This window comes from Streptococcus sp. HMSC073F11, assembly GCF_001810785.1.
Classification (GTDB): Bacteria; Bacillota; Bacilli; order Lactobacillales; family Streptococcaceae; genus Streptococcus.
Genome location: NZ_KV802698.1, coordinates 220,254 through 239,716, shown reverse-complemented (window position 1 = coordinate 239,716; position 19,463 = coordinate 220,254). Strand labels below are relative to the sequence as shown.

The 19,463-nt window shown below is 41.9% G+C and carries 14 protein-coding genes and 1 pseudogene; 3 read left to right on the top strand and 12 right to left on the bottom strand.

All coding sequences use genetic code 11. The annotated features are described in order from the left end of the window. Positions 1-183 precede the first annotated feature (183 nt). Positions 184-803 (top strand): annotated as a pseudogene (locus HMPREF2764_RS07970) (DUF4190 domain-containing protein). Positions 804-878: 75 nt separating this feature from the next. Here the strand turns inward: HMPREF2764_RS07970 and HMPREF2764_RS07965 are convergent. Together HMPREF2764_RS07965 and HMPREF2764_RS07960 are read right to left on the bottom strand one after the other, a co-directional pair. After that, entirely contained in the window at positions 879-1,595 is a 717-nt protein-coding gene (locus HMPREF2764_RS07965; protein WP_070528628.1) for a YebC/PmpR family DNA-binding transcriptional regulator, read from the bottom strand. A 95-nt stretch (positions 1,596-1,690) separates the two neighbouring features. Next, on the bottom strand, positions 1,691-3,061 hold the full coding sequence (locus HMPREF2764_RS07960) for an MATE family efflux transporter (protein ID WP_070528625.1): 1,371 nt from the start codon (positions 3,059-3,061) through the stop codon (positions 1,691-1,693). Positions 3,062-3,170: 109 nt separating this feature from the next. Here HMPREF2764_RS07960 and HMPREF2764_RS07955 point away from each other — a divergent pair, with 109 nt between their 5' ends. Then, the gene (locus tag HMPREF2764_RS07955; protein ID WP_001054828.1) at positions 3,171-3,725 is read left to right on the top strand and encodes a GNAT family N-acetyltransferase; all 555 of its coding nucleotides are present in this window, start codon (positions 3,171-3,173) and stop codon (positions 3,723-3,725) included. A 131-nt stretch (positions 3,726-3,856) separates the two neighbouring features. Here the strand turns inward: HMPREF2764_RS07955 and HMPREF2764_RS07950 are convergent, their stop codons facing one another. From HMPREF2764_RS07950 to rpoB, 10 genes are all read right to left on the bottom strand, one after another. Continuing rightward, a complete protein-coding gene (locus HMPREF2764_RS07950) occupies positions 3,857-4,051 on the bottom strand; it encodes a PspC domain-containing protein (RefSeq protein WP_000415527.1) in 195 nt (64 codons plus the stop codon). 129 nt (positions 4,052-4,180) lie between these two features. Beyond that, the gene (gene recA, locus HMPREF2764_RS07945; RefSeq protein ID WP_070528622.1) at positions 4,181-5,329 is read right to left on the bottom strand and encodes a recombinase RecA; all 1,149 of its coding nucleotides are present in this window, start codon (positions 5,327-5,329) and stop codon (positions 4,181-4,183) included. A gap of 54 nt (positions 5,330-5,383) precedes the next feature. Continuing rightward, on the bottom strand, positions 5,384-6,640 hold the full coding sequence (locus HMPREF2764_RS07940; RefSeq protein ID WP_070528619.1) for a competence/damage-inducible protein A: 1,257 nt from the start codon (positions 6,638-6,640) through the stop codon (positions 5,384-5,386). A 77-nt stretch (positions 6,641-6,717) separates the two neighbouring features. Next, on the bottom strand, positions 6,718-7,773 hold the full coding sequence (gene brpA / locus HMPREF2764_RS07935; protein WP_070528617.1) for a glycopolymer--peptidoglycan transferase LytR: 1,056 nt from the start codon (positions 7,771-7,773) through the stop codon (positions 6,718-6,720). A gap of 7 nt (positions 7,774-7,780) precedes the next feature. Then, the gene (locus HMPREF2764_RS07930) at positions 7,781-8,299 is read right to left on the bottom strand and encodes a GNAT family N-acetyltransferase (protein WP_070528615.1); all 519 of its coding nucleotides are present in this window, start codon (positions 8,297-8,299) and stop codon (positions 7,781-7,783) included. Continuing rightward, positions 8,289-8,732: a tRNA (adenosine(37)-N6)-threonylcarbamoyltransferase complex ATPase subunit type 1 TsaE gene (gene tsaE, locus HMPREF2764_RS07925; RefSeq protein WP_070528613.1), complete on the bottom strand. Its 444-nt coding sequence runs from the start codon at positions 8,730-8,732 to the stop codon at positions 8,289-8,291. Before tsaE ends, HMPREF2764_RS07930 begins: the two co-directional genes overlap by 11 nt. Positions 8,733-8,827: 95 nt before the next feature. Beyond that, a complete protein-coding gene (locus tag HMPREF2764_RS07920) occupies positions 8,828-9,460 on the bottom strand; it encodes a competence protein (RefSeq protein WP_261673658.1) in 633 nt (210 codons plus the stop codon). A gap of 130 nt (positions 9,461-9,590) precedes the next feature. After that, positions 9,591-10,013: a nucleoside-diphosphate kinase gene (gene ndk / locus HMPREF2764_RS07915; protein WP_070528609.1), complete on the bottom strand. Its 423-nt coding sequence runs from the start codon at positions 10,011-10,013 to the stop codon at positions 9,591-9,593. 110 nt (positions 10,014-10,123) lie between these two features. Next, a complete protein-coding gene (gene rpoC, locus HMPREF2764_RS07910) occupies positions 10,124-13,789 on the bottom strand; it encodes a DNA-directed RNA polymerase subunit beta' (RefSeq protein WP_070528606.1) in 3,666 nt (1,221 codons plus the stop codon). Between the two features lie 32 nt (positions 13,790-13,821). After that, positions 13,822-17,433, bottom strand: a complete 3,612-nt coding sequence (gene rpoB, locus HMPREF2764_RS07905; protein WP_000907175.1) for a DNA-directed RNA polymerase subunit beta — start codon at positions 17,431-17,433, stop codon at positions 13,822-13,824. Between the two features lie 483 nt (positions 17,434-17,916). Here rpoB and HMPREF2764_RS07900 point away from each other — a divergent pair, with 483 nt between their 5' ends. Continuing rightward, positions 17,917-19,401: an AcpB/EbpR/MafR family transcriptional regulator gene (locus HMPREF2764_RS07900; RefSeq protein WP_070528603.1), complete on the top strand. Its 1,485-nt coding sequence runs from the start codon at positions 17,917-17,919 to the stop codon at positions 19,399-19,401. Positions 19,402-19,463 lie beyond the last annotated feature (62 nt).

Here is a 19,463-nt window from a genome sequence, read left to right as displayed (position 1 = left end):
CTCCTGAGAACTAAATAAGTTTCCATGAGAACTATTTTATCATTTTCAGAAAAGATGTCAAGAAAAAAGTTTTCATAAGAACTATCTTAGTTTAAATTGACATTAGGCAATATCTTTTATATAATAAGAACTCACTACTGTGGATAGACATCCATTCACTCAATGAAGGGAGAAAACTTTCAAATGAAACCAGAAGAGCAAAGAGTTTTAGGAATCTTAGCAACCATTTTTGGAGCCATCGCACTTTTAGGATCCTGGATCCCGTTTATTAACTATCCATCGTTGTTCATCGGCATCGTCGCATTTATCTTGGGGATTATTGGCCTTATCGTCAACCTCAAAAAACGGAAAACAATGGCTATTATCGGAACATCTCTGGCAGTTGCCTCTGTTGTACTTTTCTTTACGACTCAGGCACTATACGCTGATGTCTACAAAGAGTATGCCAAGGAGTTTAACCGTTCCTACATGGATACGAGTGCCTCAATGGAACGCGAAGAAAAAAGCGGCTTGACAGACGATACCTTCGCCTGGACCCAAGAACAGTTCGACGCCTTAATCGAAGGTGACCTTGACAACAAAGGAAAAGGTGGTACCACCTACGAGGATATTATCAACAAACACGGAAAGCCAGATTCCGAGTTTGACTTCACTCTTGGGGGTTACAATACGAAAAAAATCACCTATATCTCTATTGGAGACAAGACTAAGACTGTTACCTTAACTTTTGCAAAAGATGACAATGGACAGCTCTTGCTCGTCCAAAAACATCAGTCGGTCTAGGTCTAGAAAAAAGCAAGTAACAAAACGATTCTGAAACCTGAGTCTAAGTTCAAATATCAAAAAACGAACAGCTAGTAAAACTGTTCGTTTTTCTATTAGAACCCGTCTACGTTTGTGTAGATTTTTTGTACGTCTTCGTCGTCTTCAAGGATGCTGTAAAGTTTTTCAAAAGTTTCAAGGTCATCGCCTGACAATTCCACTTCTGACTGAGGAATCATTTCCAATTCAGTCACTTGGAATTCTTCGATACCTGATTCACGCAAAGCAACGATAGCTTTGTGAAGGTCAGTTGGTGCTGTATAAACCGTGATTGTTCCTTCTTCTGCTTCTACATCGTCCACATCCACATCTGCTTCTAGCAATTGCTCAAAGACTGCATCCGCATCTTCACCAGCAAATACGATAACACCCTTGTTGTCGAAGAGGTAAGAAACCGAACCTGAAGCACCCATGTTTCCGCCGTTTTTACCAAAGGCAGCACGGACATTGGCCGCTGTACGGTTGACGTTAGAAGTCAAAGTATCAACGATCAGCATAGAACCATTTGGTCCAAACCCTTCGTAACGTCCTTCTGTAAAGGTTTCATCTGTGTTTCCTTTAGCCTTATCCAAAGCTTTATCGATAACGTGTTTTGGCACTTGGGCTTGTTTAGCACGGTCGATAACGAATTTCAAAGCTGAGTTCGATTCTGGATCTGGATCACCTTTTTTAGCTGCTACATAGATTTCTACACCAAATTTTGCATATACTTTAGAGTTAGCTCCATCTTTAGCCGTTTTCTTGGCTACGATATTGGCCCATTTACGTCCCATTAGGAATCTCCTTTTTTCACATTTTAATCTTTCTTATTATAACACAAGTTTTTTCGATTTTCACTAGAGGAAATGGATTTTATTAGCAAATACAGCTAGGATACTACTTTACCTACCAAGATTTCCTTGCCTTCTTTTATCAAGGGGTGACGGAAAAGCGAAAAATACAGTTGGATGGTCATGGCAACCCAGATAAGGGGTTCGCAAAGGATAACTCCATTATAGCCTGCCCAAGGGATAATCAAGACCACAAAAGCAATTTTCCCTATTAGTTCAATAAAGCTAGAAACCAGCGGAAGGACTTTTTGCCCCAAACCCTGCAAGCAATTGCGATAAATCAGCAAAAGACTCAAAATAGGATAAAAGACCGAACTGATCTGCAAGTAGAGGCTTCCATTTTCTACCAAGTAGCCATCCGTTGAACTAGCCAAGAAAGAAACCAAGGCTGGACTGGCAAAAAAGAGGAAGATACAAACAAAAACTGCCCAGGACATACTTAAACGACTGCCGATTCGAAGGCCTTGAACAATGCGGTCTGGTCGCTTAGCACCTAAATTCTGAGAAGCAAAGGTCGTCATCGAAGCAGAAATAGCGGTCATAGGCAGAAGGGCGAAAGCCATAATGCGTCGAGCTGCCGTCTGGGCACTAATAATTACGGCACCAAAGGTATTAACAGAAGATTGTAAAATCACACTTCCGATGGACACAATTGAACTCATCAAGCCCATAGCCAAACCTTGCTCCAAGAGATCCGCGTACAAGGCCTTGTTCCATTTGAAATGCTTGAGCTGAGGGAGCAGTTCTGGAACACTCTTGCGTATATAGTAGAAACAGAGTACCGCTGATAAGCCTTGCGAAATAATGGTAGCAAGGCCCGCAGATTGAACTCCCAGATGCAATTGCGTAATGAAATAGAGATCCAGAACCACATTAACCAAGGCAGAGAAAATCAGAAAGCCAAGGGCTGCTAGACTGTCCCCAATGGATCTCAACAAACCTGCAAAGAGATTATAAGCAAAGCTGACACCGACACAGGTCACAATCATAGAAATATATTGATAGGACTGAGGAAGGATTTCTGCAGGAGTATCTAAGTATTGCAAAAGAGGATACAGACCAAGAAAGCCCAGCAACATCACTACAATACTCAAAAGAGCACCTAAAATCCAGGTAGCTGCTACCGCTTCCTTGATTTTGGTGAAATTCCTAGCCCCATAATAGCGGGCAATGACAATCCCCATTCCATTACCAACACCAAGCGTAAAGCCTATAATCAAATCAAAAATAGCAGTTGTTGCCCCAACCGCAGCCAAGGAATCTTGACCAAGAAAACGTCCAACAATCAAGACATCAGCAGTATTATAGAGCTGTTGGAAAATATTGGACAGCAAGATTGGAAAGGCAAAACTCAAAAGCGAAGGAAGAATAGGACCATGAATCAGGTCCACTGTTCGTTTTTTATTCATAAGGCTATTATATCAGCTTTCTAAAGGAGCGACAAGGCTCTATCACTAAGTTTGCAATCAATTGCTTACAGAGAGACAATTTGCTATAATCAAGAAAAGGAGGTCATTTATGAATTTGACCAGTCAATTAATAACCGATGCATTTCCCGATCTGGATAAGGTTGAAAAGCTAAACAAGGAAGCTTTCCCCAAGGAAGAACGAGTCCCTCTATCCGAGTTCTTGCGCTATCAGGACCGAGAAGACGCTCACTTTTTTGCCTTTTATAACCAAGAAGAGTTTGTCGGCTTTGCTTTTGCCATCTCCAATCAAAAAGCTTTTTATATCAGCTTTTTTGCCATCATGCCCCACTTGAGAAGCCACGGATATGGAAAAGAAATCATCGAAAAGCTGACTGATTTTTACCAGCGAACCATGTTATTGGAAGTCGAGCGATTGGACGAAGAATGCGATAACTTGGAGCAGAGAAAGGCACGCATGGACTTCTACCGCCAAAATGGTTTCAAAACAGCCAATGCTTTTCTAGAGTACGAAGGTTTGAGTTTTGAAATTCTCTACCGTGGCGACTATTTTGACGAAGAAGCCTATCGCGACATCTTCCAAAAGCTACAGAATGAACATTATTTTGACTTTCATATAGAGTATCGTCGTTTTAGTGACCATTAAACAGGACTTATCCATCCAGTGAAGAACCTCTCTTTTTCGATAGAAGCTACATATAAAAATGCATGTAATCTACGATTACATGCATTTTTTATTTTCAACTGATCAGAATAAACTTTTATTCTCTCTATGGCTTAAGCTTCTGCATTGCCTTCCGGAAGAAGGAAGTAGAGAATAGCATAAGCTAAGATTCCAGAACCACCAAGTAGGGTGAAGATAATCCAAAGTGCACGAACAAGTGTGTGGTCCATGTTAAAGTAGTCACCGATACCAGCACAAACACCAGCAATCTTTTTGTCTTGTACGTTTCGAACAAGGCGTTTTTCCATTATAGTAGTCTCCTTTTTATAGAATGATTTAATTTTTTTGATTAAATACTCTTTTATTACGCTTTTGAAGCTTATGGAGACTTAATATTTAAACATAAAAAGCAGAGAAAGACTTCTCCGCTTTTATTTTTAATCTTCAATTTCGATTTCGAGTCCGTCGCCTAGGTCAAGTGTTACTTCTTGGTTAGGTGCTAAATCTTCTGCAACAGAGGTAGGAGTTGTTCTTTCTTCATCTTCAATCAAACCATATTGAACACGGACTTGGTGGTCAATGGCATCAAAGATTTCTGGGTGATCCGCCAAGTATTTCTTAGCATTTTCAGATCCTTGTCCGATTTTTTCACCCTTGTAAGAGTACCATGCTCCCGCTTTTTGGATGATATCGAGATCACTTGCGATCTTCAAGAGCTCACCAGTTTTAGAAATCCCTTCTCCGTACATGATTTCAACGAAGGCTTCTTTAAATGGTGGAGCCACCTTGTTTTTCACGACCTTGATCTTGGTTTCTTTACCGACGTTGGTGTCTTTTTGGTCACCAGTTCCCTTGATTTGTGTGCTTCCACGAACATCCAAACGCACTGAAGCGTAGAATTTCAGAGCACGTCCACCAGGAGTTGTTTCTGGATTTCCAAACATGACCCCAACTTTTTCACGCAATTGGTTGATAAAGATGGCAATTGTTTTAGTTTTATTGATAGAAGCACCAAGTTTACGCATGGCCTGACTCATCATACGAGCCTGCAAACCAACGTGGCTGTCTCCGATATCACCATCAATTTCCGCACGAGGGACAAGGGCCGCAACTGAGTCGACTACGACAAGGTCCACAGCACCTGAGTCAATCAATTTTCCTGCAATTTCAAGCCCTTGCTCTCCTGAGTCTGGTTGAGACAAGAGCAATTCGTCAATATTGACCCCAAGAGCCGCAGCATAAGCTGGATCAAGGGCATGCTCCGCATCGATAAAGGCTGCAATCCCACCTTCTTTTTGCGCTTGCGCGACTGCATGAAGGGCAACTGTTGTCTTACCAGATGACTCTGGCCCATAGATTTCGATGATACGTCCCTTAGGATAACCACCTGAACCAAGGGCAATATCGAGAGCCAAGGAACCTGAGCTCATCACTTGTACCTTTTGCTCTGCACGTTCACCCAAACGCATGATTGAACCCTTACCAAAGTCTTTCTCAATCAATTTAAGAGCATCATTCAAGGCTTTTTCACGTTCTGCCCCGAATTTTTTTGAAATTTCATCTAATTTTTTTGGTTTTTTCGCCATTCTATTCTCCTACATTCTAATAGTCCTTAGACCTATCTACTATTATATCAAAAGTTAGTCACTTAATAAAGCCTTGCGAACTAGGTTAAAGGCATGCATAACCGCAATGTGACGTACATCTGCTCGGCTTCTACCTCCAATATTCACCTTGATAACCTCAGTTCCTTTCTCTTGAGCCAATCCTATGAAGACTGTCCCAGCTGGATGCCCTTCTAGACTGTCTGGCCCTGCTACTCCAGTCAAGCTAATACCAAAATCAGACTGGGTCTTACTTCGTGCCTGCTCAGCCATCTTCTGAGCTGTAAATTCAGACACAACACCATATTCTTCCAAATCCTTGACAGGAATATCCAACATCTTTGATTTTTCCTCCAAGCTATAGGTCACGAAACCACCCTTAAATATGCTTGAAACTCCTGAAAAATCCGCCACAGTAGCTTGGAAAAGCCCTGCCGTCAAACTCTCTGCAGCCGTGATGGTTTTCCCTTGCTTTTTCAGTTCTTCTACCACAATACTGGCCAAGCTGGACTCTTCCCCATAACCATAACAAAGTTCTCGTAAAGAAAGACCTTCAAAAGTCTGGTAGTTCAAGATTTGATTTTCCAAAATATCCAACGCTTGATTCGCCTCTTCTCGACTGCTAGATTTTGTTGACAGACGCAGAGTGACTTCTCCTGTCTTGGCATAAGGGGCTAAGGTTGGATCTGTTTGATTGTCAATCAAATCAGCTAAAATCGTAACCAGCTGGCTTTCGCCAATCCCAAAGAAACGAAGAACTCGGGAATACAACTTGCTCCCTGTCATCAACTTGGGTAGAAGTTGGTTTAAGACCATGGGTTTCAATTCACTTGGTGGACCAGGAAGAACGACATAGGTCACTCCGTCCACTTCTAACATTCCTCCAACAGCCAGTCCTGTTTCGTTTGGTAGTGGAGTCGCCCCTTCTACAATTTGAGCTTGTCTTTCGTTATTCGGTGTTCGGGCATAGTCTGGTCTCTGGTCAAAAAAGACATCCAACTTCTCCTGCGCCTGAGGATTGAAGACTAATTCTTTCCCTAAAAATTTAGCTAGAGTTTGTTTGGTCAAATCGTCCTCAGTTGGTCCCAAACCACCTGTCAAAATCACCAGACTGCTACGTTGACTAGCAATCTCAAGCAAAGACAAGAGACGAGTTTCATTGTCTCCTACAGCCGTCTGAAAATAAACATCTACCCCAATCTCTGCTAGTTTTTCTGATAAAAACTGGGCATTGGTATTGACAATCTGCCCTGTTAAAATTTCTGTTCCGACAGCCATAATTTCTGCTTTCATGTTTCCTCCTACCTATCTATTCGTATTTTTTTGAAAAAATCGCAGGAAATTTCCCACGATTTTAACCATAAAATAGATTATTCTACATCTTCTTGATTTATTGTATTATTAATCGTACCTGTTCCCAAACCGGTATTATTTCGATTGCCGAAAATATCTTCATATAAGACTGCATTCGTCTCTAACTCTGTCACCTTCGGTTTATCAAGTGAGGTTCTCAAAAGATTCTGGATTTCTAACAAATGGTTAGCAGTTACAATTTGATAAGATGTCCCTTGCAATTCGGCATCTTCTCCTCGTAACTGTTGGGTTTCAATCGTTTTGAACGAATCCTTGTAACCTAACAAGCTTGGAATACTCTTAGAAGACAAATCGATATTGGTTTGCATATTGGTACTTAGTGCTTTTAAGATGGATTGGTAGTGACTGACACTATTCAAGCTAAGAACTTTTTCAACCACCTTTTGAATGACTTCACGCTGACGCTTCTGACGTCCGTAGTCCCCTTCTGGGTCCTGGTAACGCATGCGGGAATAAACAAGCGCTTCTTCTCCATTTATTGTCTGCTCTCCAACACCGATAGAAATGGTGTTAAATTCCTCTTGGTCACTGATAGAAATCGGGAAACCTAGTGTATTATTAACCGTAATCCCGCCCACTGCATCTACCAATTGTTGCAAACCTTGCATATTGACCATAATATAGCGGTCAATATGGATATTCATCATCCTTTGAATCGTTGAGATAGCTAATTCTGCACCTCCTCCAGCATAAGCTGCGTTCAGTTTCGCTTCTTCGATTTGACCATCTTTATGCTGAATTTTCGTCAAAATATCTCTCTCTAAACTCAACATCATAGTCTTTTTCGTATGCGGATTAACCGTCAAGAGAATCATAGAATCACTATTCCCCTCCCAAGGGTCAGTTCGTTCAACGTTTCCAGTATCAACCCCCATTAAAAGGATCGTTAAGGGTTCAGTCGCCTCAATAACATTGGTTTCTTCCCCAATCTTTTTATAGGTTTTTGATAAGGTTTGTGTACCTTGCTGATAAATGGTATAAGCAAAGACACCCACACCCAAAACTGTCACAGCTAGAAAAGCTAGCACCATTCCAATAATTTTTTTAACCATATTTCTACTAATCTATCAGTTTACCCATCAAGTAAACATCGATAAATTTCCCTTCTTCTATGTACGCACCGCGCTCTTGTCTACCTTCAATTACAAAGCCATATTTTTGATATAGATGAACTGCAGCTTGATTACGAGTTTGGACAGTTAGTTGAAGTCGACGAAGAATACCACTAGCTTGTGCCCACTCTATCGCTTCTTCTAGCAAAAAACTTCCCAGTCCATTATTCCAATATTTCTTACCAATCACAATAAAGAGATCTCCAATATGACGAACTCTCTTACGTTGATCAGCTGTGATATTTACAAGACCAGCAATTTCATCATTCAGCAAGGCCAGTAAAGTGATTTGATTTTCCGAGTGAGCCTGTTTATCCAAAAACGACTCCATCTCAGTATCTGTCATCAAAATACCATCCCTGTCCAGACTAGTAAAATCTGTTTCTACACTAACACGATTTAAAAATGATACTAACTCAGCCGCATCTTCAATTTCTGCTTCCCTAATGAGCAACTCATACTCCATGTTGAAGCTCCTCTAAGAGTTTTTCTGCACGCAAACCCTTGGCTTTGAAGTTTAATCTGCGACCATCTTCCTCTTTTAGAATTTCTAATTCTAAATAAGTATCTGGCAAGGCATCACCTAAAAGATGTCCCCACTCAATGACAGTTACCCCGCCACCAAAAAGAAACTCATCCAAATCAATAGAATCAGCATCCCCCTCAATACGATAAACATCTAGGTGGTAAAGTGGAAGACGACCTTCATACTCTCTCACGATAGTATAGGTTGGACTCTTAATCATCTGAGAAATCTGTAATCCCTTAGCAAGGCCTTTTGTAAAGGTCGTTTTGCCTGCTCCAAGTTCTCCAGTTAGAATTAAGACATCATTCTTCTCTAATAAACAGCCCAAACGTTCACCTAAGGACTGTAACTCTTCTTCATTTTTAGTGTACATACCTCTATTATACCAAAAAGTTATTCTTTGTCGAGATATTATCTGTGAAGTCCAGATTATGAATTATGAGACTTGGGCTGGTTCTTGTTCTGATTTTAAAATAGGAACAGTAAAAAGAAAACTAATAATATATCTCTCATCAAATGGCTATAAAGTGAAACTTCCCAACGAATAACTTTTGGCACCAACAGGCCTAGAAATAGCATGCCCAAGGCAATATAAAATGTCATGGATAGTATTGACCATGGATTTCTGAGAACGATTAAAATAGCTAATCCACTAATAAAACAGAGTTGCTTTTTACCCAAAATATTTTTCAAGCCATATACATACTTCTGAATTGGCAGAAAAACTAACAAATCAATACCAAATAAGAAAAAGAAACTCGGTAGAAAGACTTCTACAAACTCTTCACCAGTTGCCCTTCCCGTAAGAAGATATTCTATGATAATCAAAGCTAAACCTAAAACATTTACCAATAGTAACAGAGTATACAAAAATTGTTGTCTATCTTCTTTAAAAACTGAATAATGTTGATTTCGTTGTCCTCTATAATAGTTTAGCCCTGCACCAATACTCGCAAGGAGCAACATACCCACTAAATAATAGAAGCAGTTTTGATTTAACATCAAGGCCCAAGTCGATAAACTTAAACAAGAACAGCTACTAATACCAAAAACTGTCAGCAATAACAAAATACGAATTTGCTTTTTCATTTTTTCCATCATTCTTCCTCCCTTACTTGCTCTTATTATAGGCTAGAGATCCTCCCTATTGCTAGAATATTTCTCAACTGTCGTTTTTCTACTCTAAAACGCTAAAAAGTTTGATGCAAGTAACCCTTACATCAAACTTTTACTATTTTTCTTCAAACCAAAGAGCAATTTCTCGCTTAGCTGACTCTTCTGAATCTGAACCATGTACAACATTTTGGATAGCTTGATTTTCACTAGCAGCTGTTGCAAAATCACCTCGGATAGTTCCTGGCAGAGCTTCTTCTGGACGAGTAGCCCCCATCATAGTCCGCCAAGTTTCAATCACTTTCGGACCTGATAGAATACCCACTACTACTGGTCCTGAAGTCATAAACTGACGGATAGGAGGATAAAAACTTTTTTCAACCAAGTCTTGATAGTGTTGGTCAATCAAAGCTTCTGAAACTGTTGAGCGTAGCTCTAATTTTTCGAGTTTGAAACCTCGTTGTTCCATTCTTTGCAGAATTTCGCCGACCAGCCCTCTTTTCACACCATCTGGCTTAATGATAAAGAATGTTTGTTCCATATGGACACCTCCTTGGCATTTTAGTTCTTCTATTCTACCATACTTTATGAAAAAGTTGGAAAATTTTCTGAAATAAAGCAAAGAGAACCCAAAGGTTCTCTTGTTTGCTTTTATTCTACTGTTTCTTCAACTTGGATTTCCACAACTTCCTCTACAGGAGCAAGTTCTGCCTCTTCTTGTTCTGGAGTCAGATATTCTGCTTCATTGATAGCTTGTGGTTCAAGGTTACGGTAGCGAGCCATACCAGTACCAGCTGGGATGATCTTACCGATGATAACATTTTCCTTGAGTCCAAGGAGATGATCTTTCTTACCACGGATGGCTGCATCTGTAAGGACACGAGTTGTTTCCTGGAAGGAAGCCGCTGACAAGAAACTATTTGTTTCAAGTGAGGCTTTGGTGATTCCCATAAGAACTGGACGACCAGTCGCTGGAACTCCACCTGCGATAAGAACATCCTTGTTGGCATCTGTAAAGTCGTTGATGTCCATGAGAGTACCCATAAGAAGATCTGTGTCACCTGGATCCATGACACGAACTTTACGGATCATTTGACGAACCATTACCTCGATGTGTTTGTCACCGATTTCTACCCCTTGGCTACGGTAAACTTTTTGTACTTCACCGAGGAGGTAGGTTTCAACTGACAAGACATCACGAACAGCAAGGAGACGTTTTGGTTGGATAGAACCTTCTGTCAATGCTGCACCGCGAGAGACTTGGTCTCCAACTTCGACACGCATACGTGCTGTAAATGGAACCACGTACTCACCTTCGCCAGTTTCACCCTTAACAAAGACTTTCTTGGTACGAGTTGACGCGTCTTCTTCGATAGCTGTAACTTGTCCTTTGACCTCTGTGATGACCGCTTCCCCTTTAGGATTGCGGGCTTCAAAGATTTCTTGGACACGAGGAAGACCCTGAGTGATATCGGTATTTGAGGCAACCCCACCCGTGTGGAAGGTACGCATTGTAAGCTGTGTACCAGGTTCCCCGATAGATTGGGCAGCGATTGTACCAACTGCTTCACCAACTTCAACCGCATCACCAGTCGCCAAGTTGATACCGTAACAGTGACGGCAGACACCATGACGAGTGTTACATGTAAATACAGAGCGGATAGTCACTTCTTCCACACCAGCATTGACAATTTCACGCGCCTTGTCTTCCGTAATCAACTCATTTGGACCGATGATCACTGCACCAGTTTCTGGATGTTTAACAGTTTTCTTAGTATAACGACCATTGAGACGTTCTTCGAGAGACTCGATCATCTCTTTTCCTTCTGCGATAGAGCGGATCAAGAGACCACGGTCTGTTCCACAATCGTCCTCACGGATGATCACATCTTGGGCAACGTCAACCAAACGACGAGTCAAGTAACCTGAGTCGGCTGTCTTAAGGGCCGTATCGGTCATACCTTTACGGGCACCGTGAGTTGAGAAGAACATTTCGAGTACTGACAAACCTTCGCGGAAGTTTGAAAGGATTGGCAATTCCATGATACGTCCGTTCGGAGCGGCCATCAGACCACGCATACCGGCAAGCTGTGAGAAGTTTGAAATGTTACCACGAGCTCCAGAGTCCATCATCATAACGATTGGGTTCTTAGGATCTTGGTTGGCAACCAAACGTTTCTCCAATTTTTCACGGGCTGCACGCCATTCAGCTGTAACAGCGTTGTAGCGCTCGTCGTCTGTGATCATACCACGACGGAATTGTTTGGTGATTTGTTCTACACGTTTGTGTGATTCTTCGATGATTTCAGCCTTGTCTTCAACGACTGGGATATCGGCAATACCCACTGTCAAACCTGCAAGAGTTGAGTGGTGGTATCCGAGGTTCTTCATGCGGTCAAGTAGGGCAGAAGTTTCTGTCGTACGGAAACGTTTGAAGATTTCAGCGATGATATTTCCAAGATTTTTCTTCTTGAATGGAGGGTTGAGTTCAAGATTACTGATTGCTTCCTTGATATCTCCACCTAGTGGCAAGAAGTATTTAGCTGGAACACCTTCTGTTAAGTTGGCATTTGTTGGTTCTTGCAAGTAAGGCAGACCCTCTGGCATGATGTCGTTGAAGAGGATTTTACCAACTGTTGTCAGCAAGACCTTGTGTTTTTGCTCTTCTGTCCATGGTTTGCTAAGGCTGTCTGTTGCAATACCAACACGTGAGTGGAGGTGAACATAACCATTACGGTAAGCCATAACCGCTTCGTCACGGTCTTTGAAGACCATTCCTTCCCCTTCACGACCAGCTTCTTCCATGGTCAAGTAGTAGTTACCCAAAACCATGTCCTGAGATGGAGTAACAACTGGTTTACCATCTTTCGGGTTCAAGATATGCTCAGCAGCCAACATCAAGATACGAGCTTCTGCTTGAGCTTCTTCTGAAAGCGGTACGTGGATGGCCATTTGGTCCCCGTCAAAGTCGGCATTATAGGCTTCACAGACAAGTGGGTGCAAGCGAAGAGCCTTACCATCAATCAAGACTGGCTCGAAGGCTTGGATCCCCAAACGGTGAAGGGTCGGTGCGCGGTTCAAAAGTACTGGGTGTTCTTTGATTACTTCTTCAAGAATATCCCAGATACGTTCGTCTCCGCGTTCCACCAAGCGTTTAGCCGCTTTGACGTTCTGCACGATGTCGCGCGCAACGATTTCACGCATCACAAATGGTTTAAAGAGCTCAATCGCCATTTCACGTGGCACACCACATTGGTACATCTTAAGAGTTGGACCAACGGCGATAACGGAACGTCCTGAGAAGTCAACACGTTTTCCGAGCAAGTTTTGACGGAAGCGCCCTTGTTTCCCTTTAAGCATGTGGCTCAATGATTTCAGTGGACGGCTACCTGGTCCTGTGATTGGACGACCACGACGACCGTTGTCAATCAAAGCGTCAACCGCTTCTTGAAGCATACGCTTCTCATTTTGAACGATGATACCTGGTGCGTTCAACTCAAGCAAACGAGCCAAACGGTTGTTACGGTTGATAACACGGCGGTAAAGGTCGTTCAAGTCAGATGAGGCAAAACGGCCACCATCCAACTGCAACATTGGACGAAGGTCTGGTGGAATAACTGGAAGGATGTTGAGAATCATCCATTCAGGTTTGTTCCCAGACTTGTAAAAGGCATCCAAAACATCCAAACGACGGATAGCTTTGACACGTTTTTGTCCAGTAGCTGTTTTCAACTCTTCTTTGAGTTCGGCAATTTCTTTTTCAAGATCTACTTGTTTCAAAAGGTCTTGGATGGCTTCGGCACCCATCTTGGCAACGAATGAACCATAACCATACTCACGCAAGCGCTCACGGTATTCGCGCTCTGTCATGATAGACTTGTGCTCAAGTGGTGTATCCTTCGGATCAATCACCACATAAGCCGCAAAGTAGATAACTTCCTCGAGGGCACGAGGACTCATATCAAGGGTCAAGCCCATACGGCTTGGAATCCCCTTGAAATACCAGATGTGAGATACAGGAGCCTTCAACTCGATGTGCCCCATACGCTCACGACGAACTTTCGTACGCGTTACTTCAACCCCACAGCGGTCACAAACAATCCCTCTGTAACGAATGCGTTTGTACTTACCACAAGCACATTCCCAGTCCTTTGTTGGACCAAAGATGACTTCGTCAAAGAGTCCTTCACGTTCTGGTTTCAAGGTACGGTAATTGATTGTTTCAGGTTTTTTGACTTCTCCATAAGACCATGAACGGACTTTGCTTGGAGAAGCTAGGGTGATTTGCATACTTTTAAAACGATTTACATCAACCACTATTTCTTCCCTTTCTATTCTAAATGAACTGCTTATTCTTGTTCAGCAGCTTCTTCTGTTGCTTCCGCTTTTGTTGCTTTCTCAGCTTCTTCAGCTTCAAAGGCTGCTTTAGCCTCTTGGGCTGCTTTTTCGCGGGCTTTTTCAAGGTCATCTACGTGGATGACATCTTCGTCCATTCCTTCATCCAAGTCGCGAAGTTCCACTTCTTGATCATCTTCGTCAAGGACACGCATGTCAAGACCAAGAGATTGCAATTCTTTTACAAGAACTCGGAAGGATTCTGGAACACCTGGTTTTGGAATTGGTTTTCCTTTTGTAATAGCTTCATAAGCTTTCAAACGTCCGTTGATATCGTCAGACTTGTATGTCAAGATTTCTTGGAGAACATTTGACGCACCGTAGGCTTCAAGAGCCCAAACTTCCATCTCACCGAAACGTTGTCCACCAAACTGAGCTTTACCTCCGAGTGGTTGTTGGGTGACGGTTGAGTATGGTCCGACTGAACGCGCGTGCAATTTATCATCAACCATGTGGTGGAGTTTGATCATGTACATGACACCAACTGATACACGGTTGTCAAAAGGCTCACCTGTACGTCCATCGTAAAGGATTGTTTTGGCATCGCTATCCATACCTGCTTCTTTAACAGTGTCCCAAAGGTCTTCAGAACTTGCTCCGTCAAAGACTGGTGTTGCGATGTGGATACCAAGAGTACGGGCTGCCATACCAAGGTGGAGTTCCATAACCTGACCGATATTCATACGCGATGGTACCCCAAGTGGATTCAACATGATGTCGACTGGAGTTCCGTCTGGAAGGTAAGGCATGTCTTCTACAGGAACGATACGAGAGACAACCCCTTTGTTTCCGTGACGTCCGGCCATCTTATCTCCGACCTTGATCTTACGTTTTTGAGCGATGTAGACGCGAACCAGCATGTTAACACCTGATTGCAACTCATCACCATTTGCACGTGTAAAGATCTTAACATCACGAACGACACCATCAGCACCGTGAGGTACACGGAGAGAAGTGTCACGCACTTCACGAGACTTGTCTCCGAAGATAGCGTGCAAGAGACGTTCTTCAGCTGAAAGGTCTTTTTCACCCTTAGGTGTTACTTTACCGACAAGGATATCCCCTTCTTTAACCTCAGCACCGATACGGATAATACCCATTTCGTCAAGGTCTTTAAGAGCATCTTCCCCAACGTTTGGAATTTCACGAGTAATTTCTTCAGGTCCAAGCTTTGTATCGCGCGTTTCTGATTCATATTCTTCGAGGTGGACAGATGTGTAAACATCGTCTTTGACCAAGCGTTCGCTCATGATAACGGCATCCTCGAAGTTGTAACCTTCCCATGTCATGTAGGCAACGATTGGGTTTTGTCCAAGCGCCATTTCCCCTTTTTCCATAGAAGGTCCGTCAGCGATAAAGTCGCCTTTTTCGACGACATCGCCAACTTTAACAAGCGTGCGTTGGTTGTAAGCAGTACCTGAGTTTGAACGACGGAATTTTTGGATGTGGTAAACGTCCAATGAACCATCTTCGCGGCGTACTTCTACCTTGTCAGCATCTGCGTATGTAACTTTACCATCATACTGAGCAATAACAGCCGCTCCAGAATCATGAGCTGCTTGGTATTCCATACCAGTACCAACGTAAGGTGCTTTTGGATCAATCAAAGGCACAGCCTGACGTTGCATGTTGGCACCCATAAGGGCACGGTTGGAGTCATCGTTTTCCAAGAAAGGAATACATGCTGTCGCAACGGCAACTACCTGTTTTGGTGACACGTCCATATAGTCAACCACTTCTGCTGGGTACTCCTGGTTGACCCCTTGGTGACGTCCCATGACAACTTTCTCAGCAAAAGTACCGTCTTCGTTGAGGCGAGAGTTAGCCTGCGCTACAGTAAATTCATCTTCTTCATCGGCTGTCAACCAAACGATTTCGTTTGTGACTACACCTGTTTCACGGTCAACCTTACGGTATGGTGTTTGAACAAATCCATACTTATTCAAGTGTCCGTAAGATGACAAGTTATTGATCAAACCGATGTTAGGTCCTTCAGGTGTCTCGATTGGACACATACGACCATAGTGAGTATAGTGCACGTCACGTACTTCATATCCTGCACGGTCACGTGTCAAACCACCAGGTCCTAAGGCTGACAAACGACGTTTGTGAGACAACTCAGAAAGCGGGTTGTGTTGGTCCATGAACTGTGACAACTGTGATGAACCAAAGAATTCTTTAACTGCAGCTGTTACAGGACGGATGTTGATAATTTGTTGTGGTGTTAAAACTTCATTGTCCTGAACAGACATGCGTTCACGGACATTACGTTCCATACGAGAAAGTCCAAGACGTACTTGGTTGGCAAGCAATTCACCAACTGCACGGATACGACGGTTTCCAAGGTGGTCGATATCATCCACACGTCCGATACCTTCTGCCAAGTTAAGGAAGTAGCTCATCTCTGCAAGGATATCCGCAGGAGTTACAACACGAACCTTGTCGTCTGGATTGGCATTTCCGATGATGGTTACAACACGGTCTGGATCCGTTGGAGCAACAACCTTGAATTTTTGAAGCACAACTGGTTCTGTCAAAACAGCTGCATCGTTTGGAATATAAACGATCTTGTTCAAGTCTCCATCCAAGTGACTCTCGATACTTTCAATCACGCTACGAGTCATAACGGTACCAGCTTCTACCAAGATTTCACCAGTTTCAGGATCTACCAATGGCTCAGCGATGGTTTGGTTGAGCAAGCGTGTTTTAACGTTGAGTTTTTTATTGATCTTGTAACGACCAACTGCTGCCAAATCGTAGCGGCGTGGGTCGAAGAAACGAGCCACAAGTAAGCTACGTGAGCTTTCAGCCGTCTTAGGCTCACCTGGGCGAAGGCGTTCGTAGATTTCTTTCAAGGCTTCGTCTGTACGAGAGTCCATTGGATTCTTGTGGATGTCTTTTTCAACGGTGTTTCGAACCAATTCACTATCACCAAAGATATCAAAGATTTCATCATCACCTGAGAAACCAAGCGCACGAACCAAGGTTGTAAATGGAATCTTACGAGTACGGTCGATACGAGTATAAGCGATGTCTTTTGAGTCGCTTTCAAGTTCCAACCAAGCTCCACGGTTAGGGATAACAGTAGAACCATATCCCACTTTACCGTTCTTGTCTACTTTGTCGTTAAAGTAAACACCTGGTGAGCGGACCAACTGAGAAACGATAATACGTTCACCACCATTGATGATGAAAGTACCCATTTCGGTCATGATTGGGAAATCACCAAAGAAGACTTCTTGGGTCTTGATTTCGCCTGTTTCTTTATTAATCAAGCGGAAGGTTACAAAAATTGGTGCTGAGTAGCTAGCATCGTGGATACGAGCTTCTTCTAGCGTGTATTTTGGTTCCTTGATTTCATATCCAACAAATTCCAACTCCATTGTGTCTGTGAAGTTTGAAATTGGCAATACATCTTCAAATACTTCCTTAAGACCGTGATCTAGGAAATCTTTGAATGAATCCGTTTGAATTTCAATCAAATTTGGTAAGTCAAGAACTTCTTTGATTCTTGAAAAACTACGACGGGTACGATGTTTCCCGTATTGAACGTCATGTCCTGCCAAGATGATTCTCCTTTGTAAATAAATTCCAAGCCTTGTCAATCAGGCTTTTCTAATCGTCATATGGTTTTAAAAACCCCTATCACCGTGTCCCTTTGACGAATTTTCAGAATCTTTAAATCTTTGTTACAAGCACTCAAAAACCTGAAAAAAAGCACAAAAAGAGCAGCTAAATCTGACTTTTTCAGAAGATTTAACTGCTGTGAGCCTTGTCTGGACAATATTTCAGACAAAACCTACGACAAATGATTATTTACATTATACCTTATTTAGCTAGATTTTTCAAGGGAATTGACAATTTTTTGACAAAATCTTTTCCTATAAAAATTTGCATTCTACTATCACTTTTCAAACTTCATTTTCAGTTTAATAGTCCAAGGAAAATATAGTAAATTCAGATTTTCCTATTTTATCTTAGGCTGTTTTTCTTGACTTTACTAGGCTTTTCTTTTAATATATATGTATAAATATATATGGAGGTTTATTATGAATATCTTGCTGACTAAAAAAGAACAAGACTTGCTATTCTTGCTGGAAGAATTAACCAAGAACCATGATTGGATAGAGATTCCAGTTTTGGCAGAAAATTTGAAATTACCAGTAAAAGAATTGCAAGAACATCTTTCTAGTCTCGAGCAATTATTCCCAAACCTCCTAATTCAATCAAGAAAAAAAGGCATCCAATTACAGTTTGACTTCCAAAATACCTTGGATCCTCGGATTGCAATCTTTGAACAATCTACAACCTACTCTTTTTTGAACTATCTGTTTTTCAAAGAGGGGCGATCGCTTGAGCAAATGTATCAGTCGCTTTCGATTAATCCAGAGCAGATTGAGGAAATCATTCATCGTCTTAACACACTCCTTCCCCAACACTACAATATCAGTATACAACCTTCCCCTTTGGTCATGGAGGGAGCAGAAGAGGACATCCGCGCCTTTTATCTAGACTACTTTAGCCAAAGTTACAGTTTTCTTGATTGGCCCTTTCCTTCTATTTCTGAAGAGGCACTCACTCAGCTGATTCAGCTATTTTTAAAGGCCCAACAAGTTTCACCCAACCTCAGTAGTTTACGACAAATCAAATATACTCTAGCTATCAATCTGGAACGCTTTAATAAGAGTCATTTGATTGAAAATCCTATTGCTCTTTTAACCAGTCATTACAGCTCCCTCATGCAGATTCCCCAGTTTGAACAAGATATCAAAAAGCTGGCTAAAAAGCTCCATTTCGAACCGAAAAAGGAAACACTGGAACAGCTATTTTCAAACCCAGTAAAGTCTCCTCAACTCACAAACAATCCTAACAATGGCGTACTGGGTGATATTCAGCACATTCAAAAATCCTACCGTCTATTGAGCCAAATCCTAGAAGAGCTAGCCAAAGAATTTCACCTACAGATTGAAAATAGAGAAGAATTGATTTGGCTCCTCCACTATACTGCCCAATCTGATTTCTTCCATCTACTCAGTAACCAGTCTCTTGACAAACAAAAATACCAGATTTTAAGCAATTATCAGGCAGAATTTCCAAAACTATTTGAATTAAGTCAACACAAATTCCAATCGTATCTGACTGAAATGGGGCTAGAAAATAACCCCATTAAACTACAAGAACTTGTCTACACCTTTTCGATCCAAGGGCAACGGATTTTAGTCCAATTACTTCAAAAACTTCCTAAAATACGTGTTTTAGTCATTAGTCATTTGGATAGCCATCATTCACAAAACATAATCGACACCCTCACTCACTACGGTAATAATCTCTATCTATTTGATTCTTGGGAAGAATCTACTATTTCTTTCTCAATTCTCAATCAAATTCCTCACGATATTGTGATCACCACCTTTCCTGTCACTAACTCTCCTAAACCAATTATCTACAATCGTAACTTCTCTACTTCAGAATTATTTCATCACCTCCACCTGATGGCTTCACAAATTCATAAAGAAAGACTGGCTGAATCGTAACAAAATTTGTTGCGATTTTTCTTTTAGTTTAATTTTAGGAAAACGCTTGCATATCGTTTTAC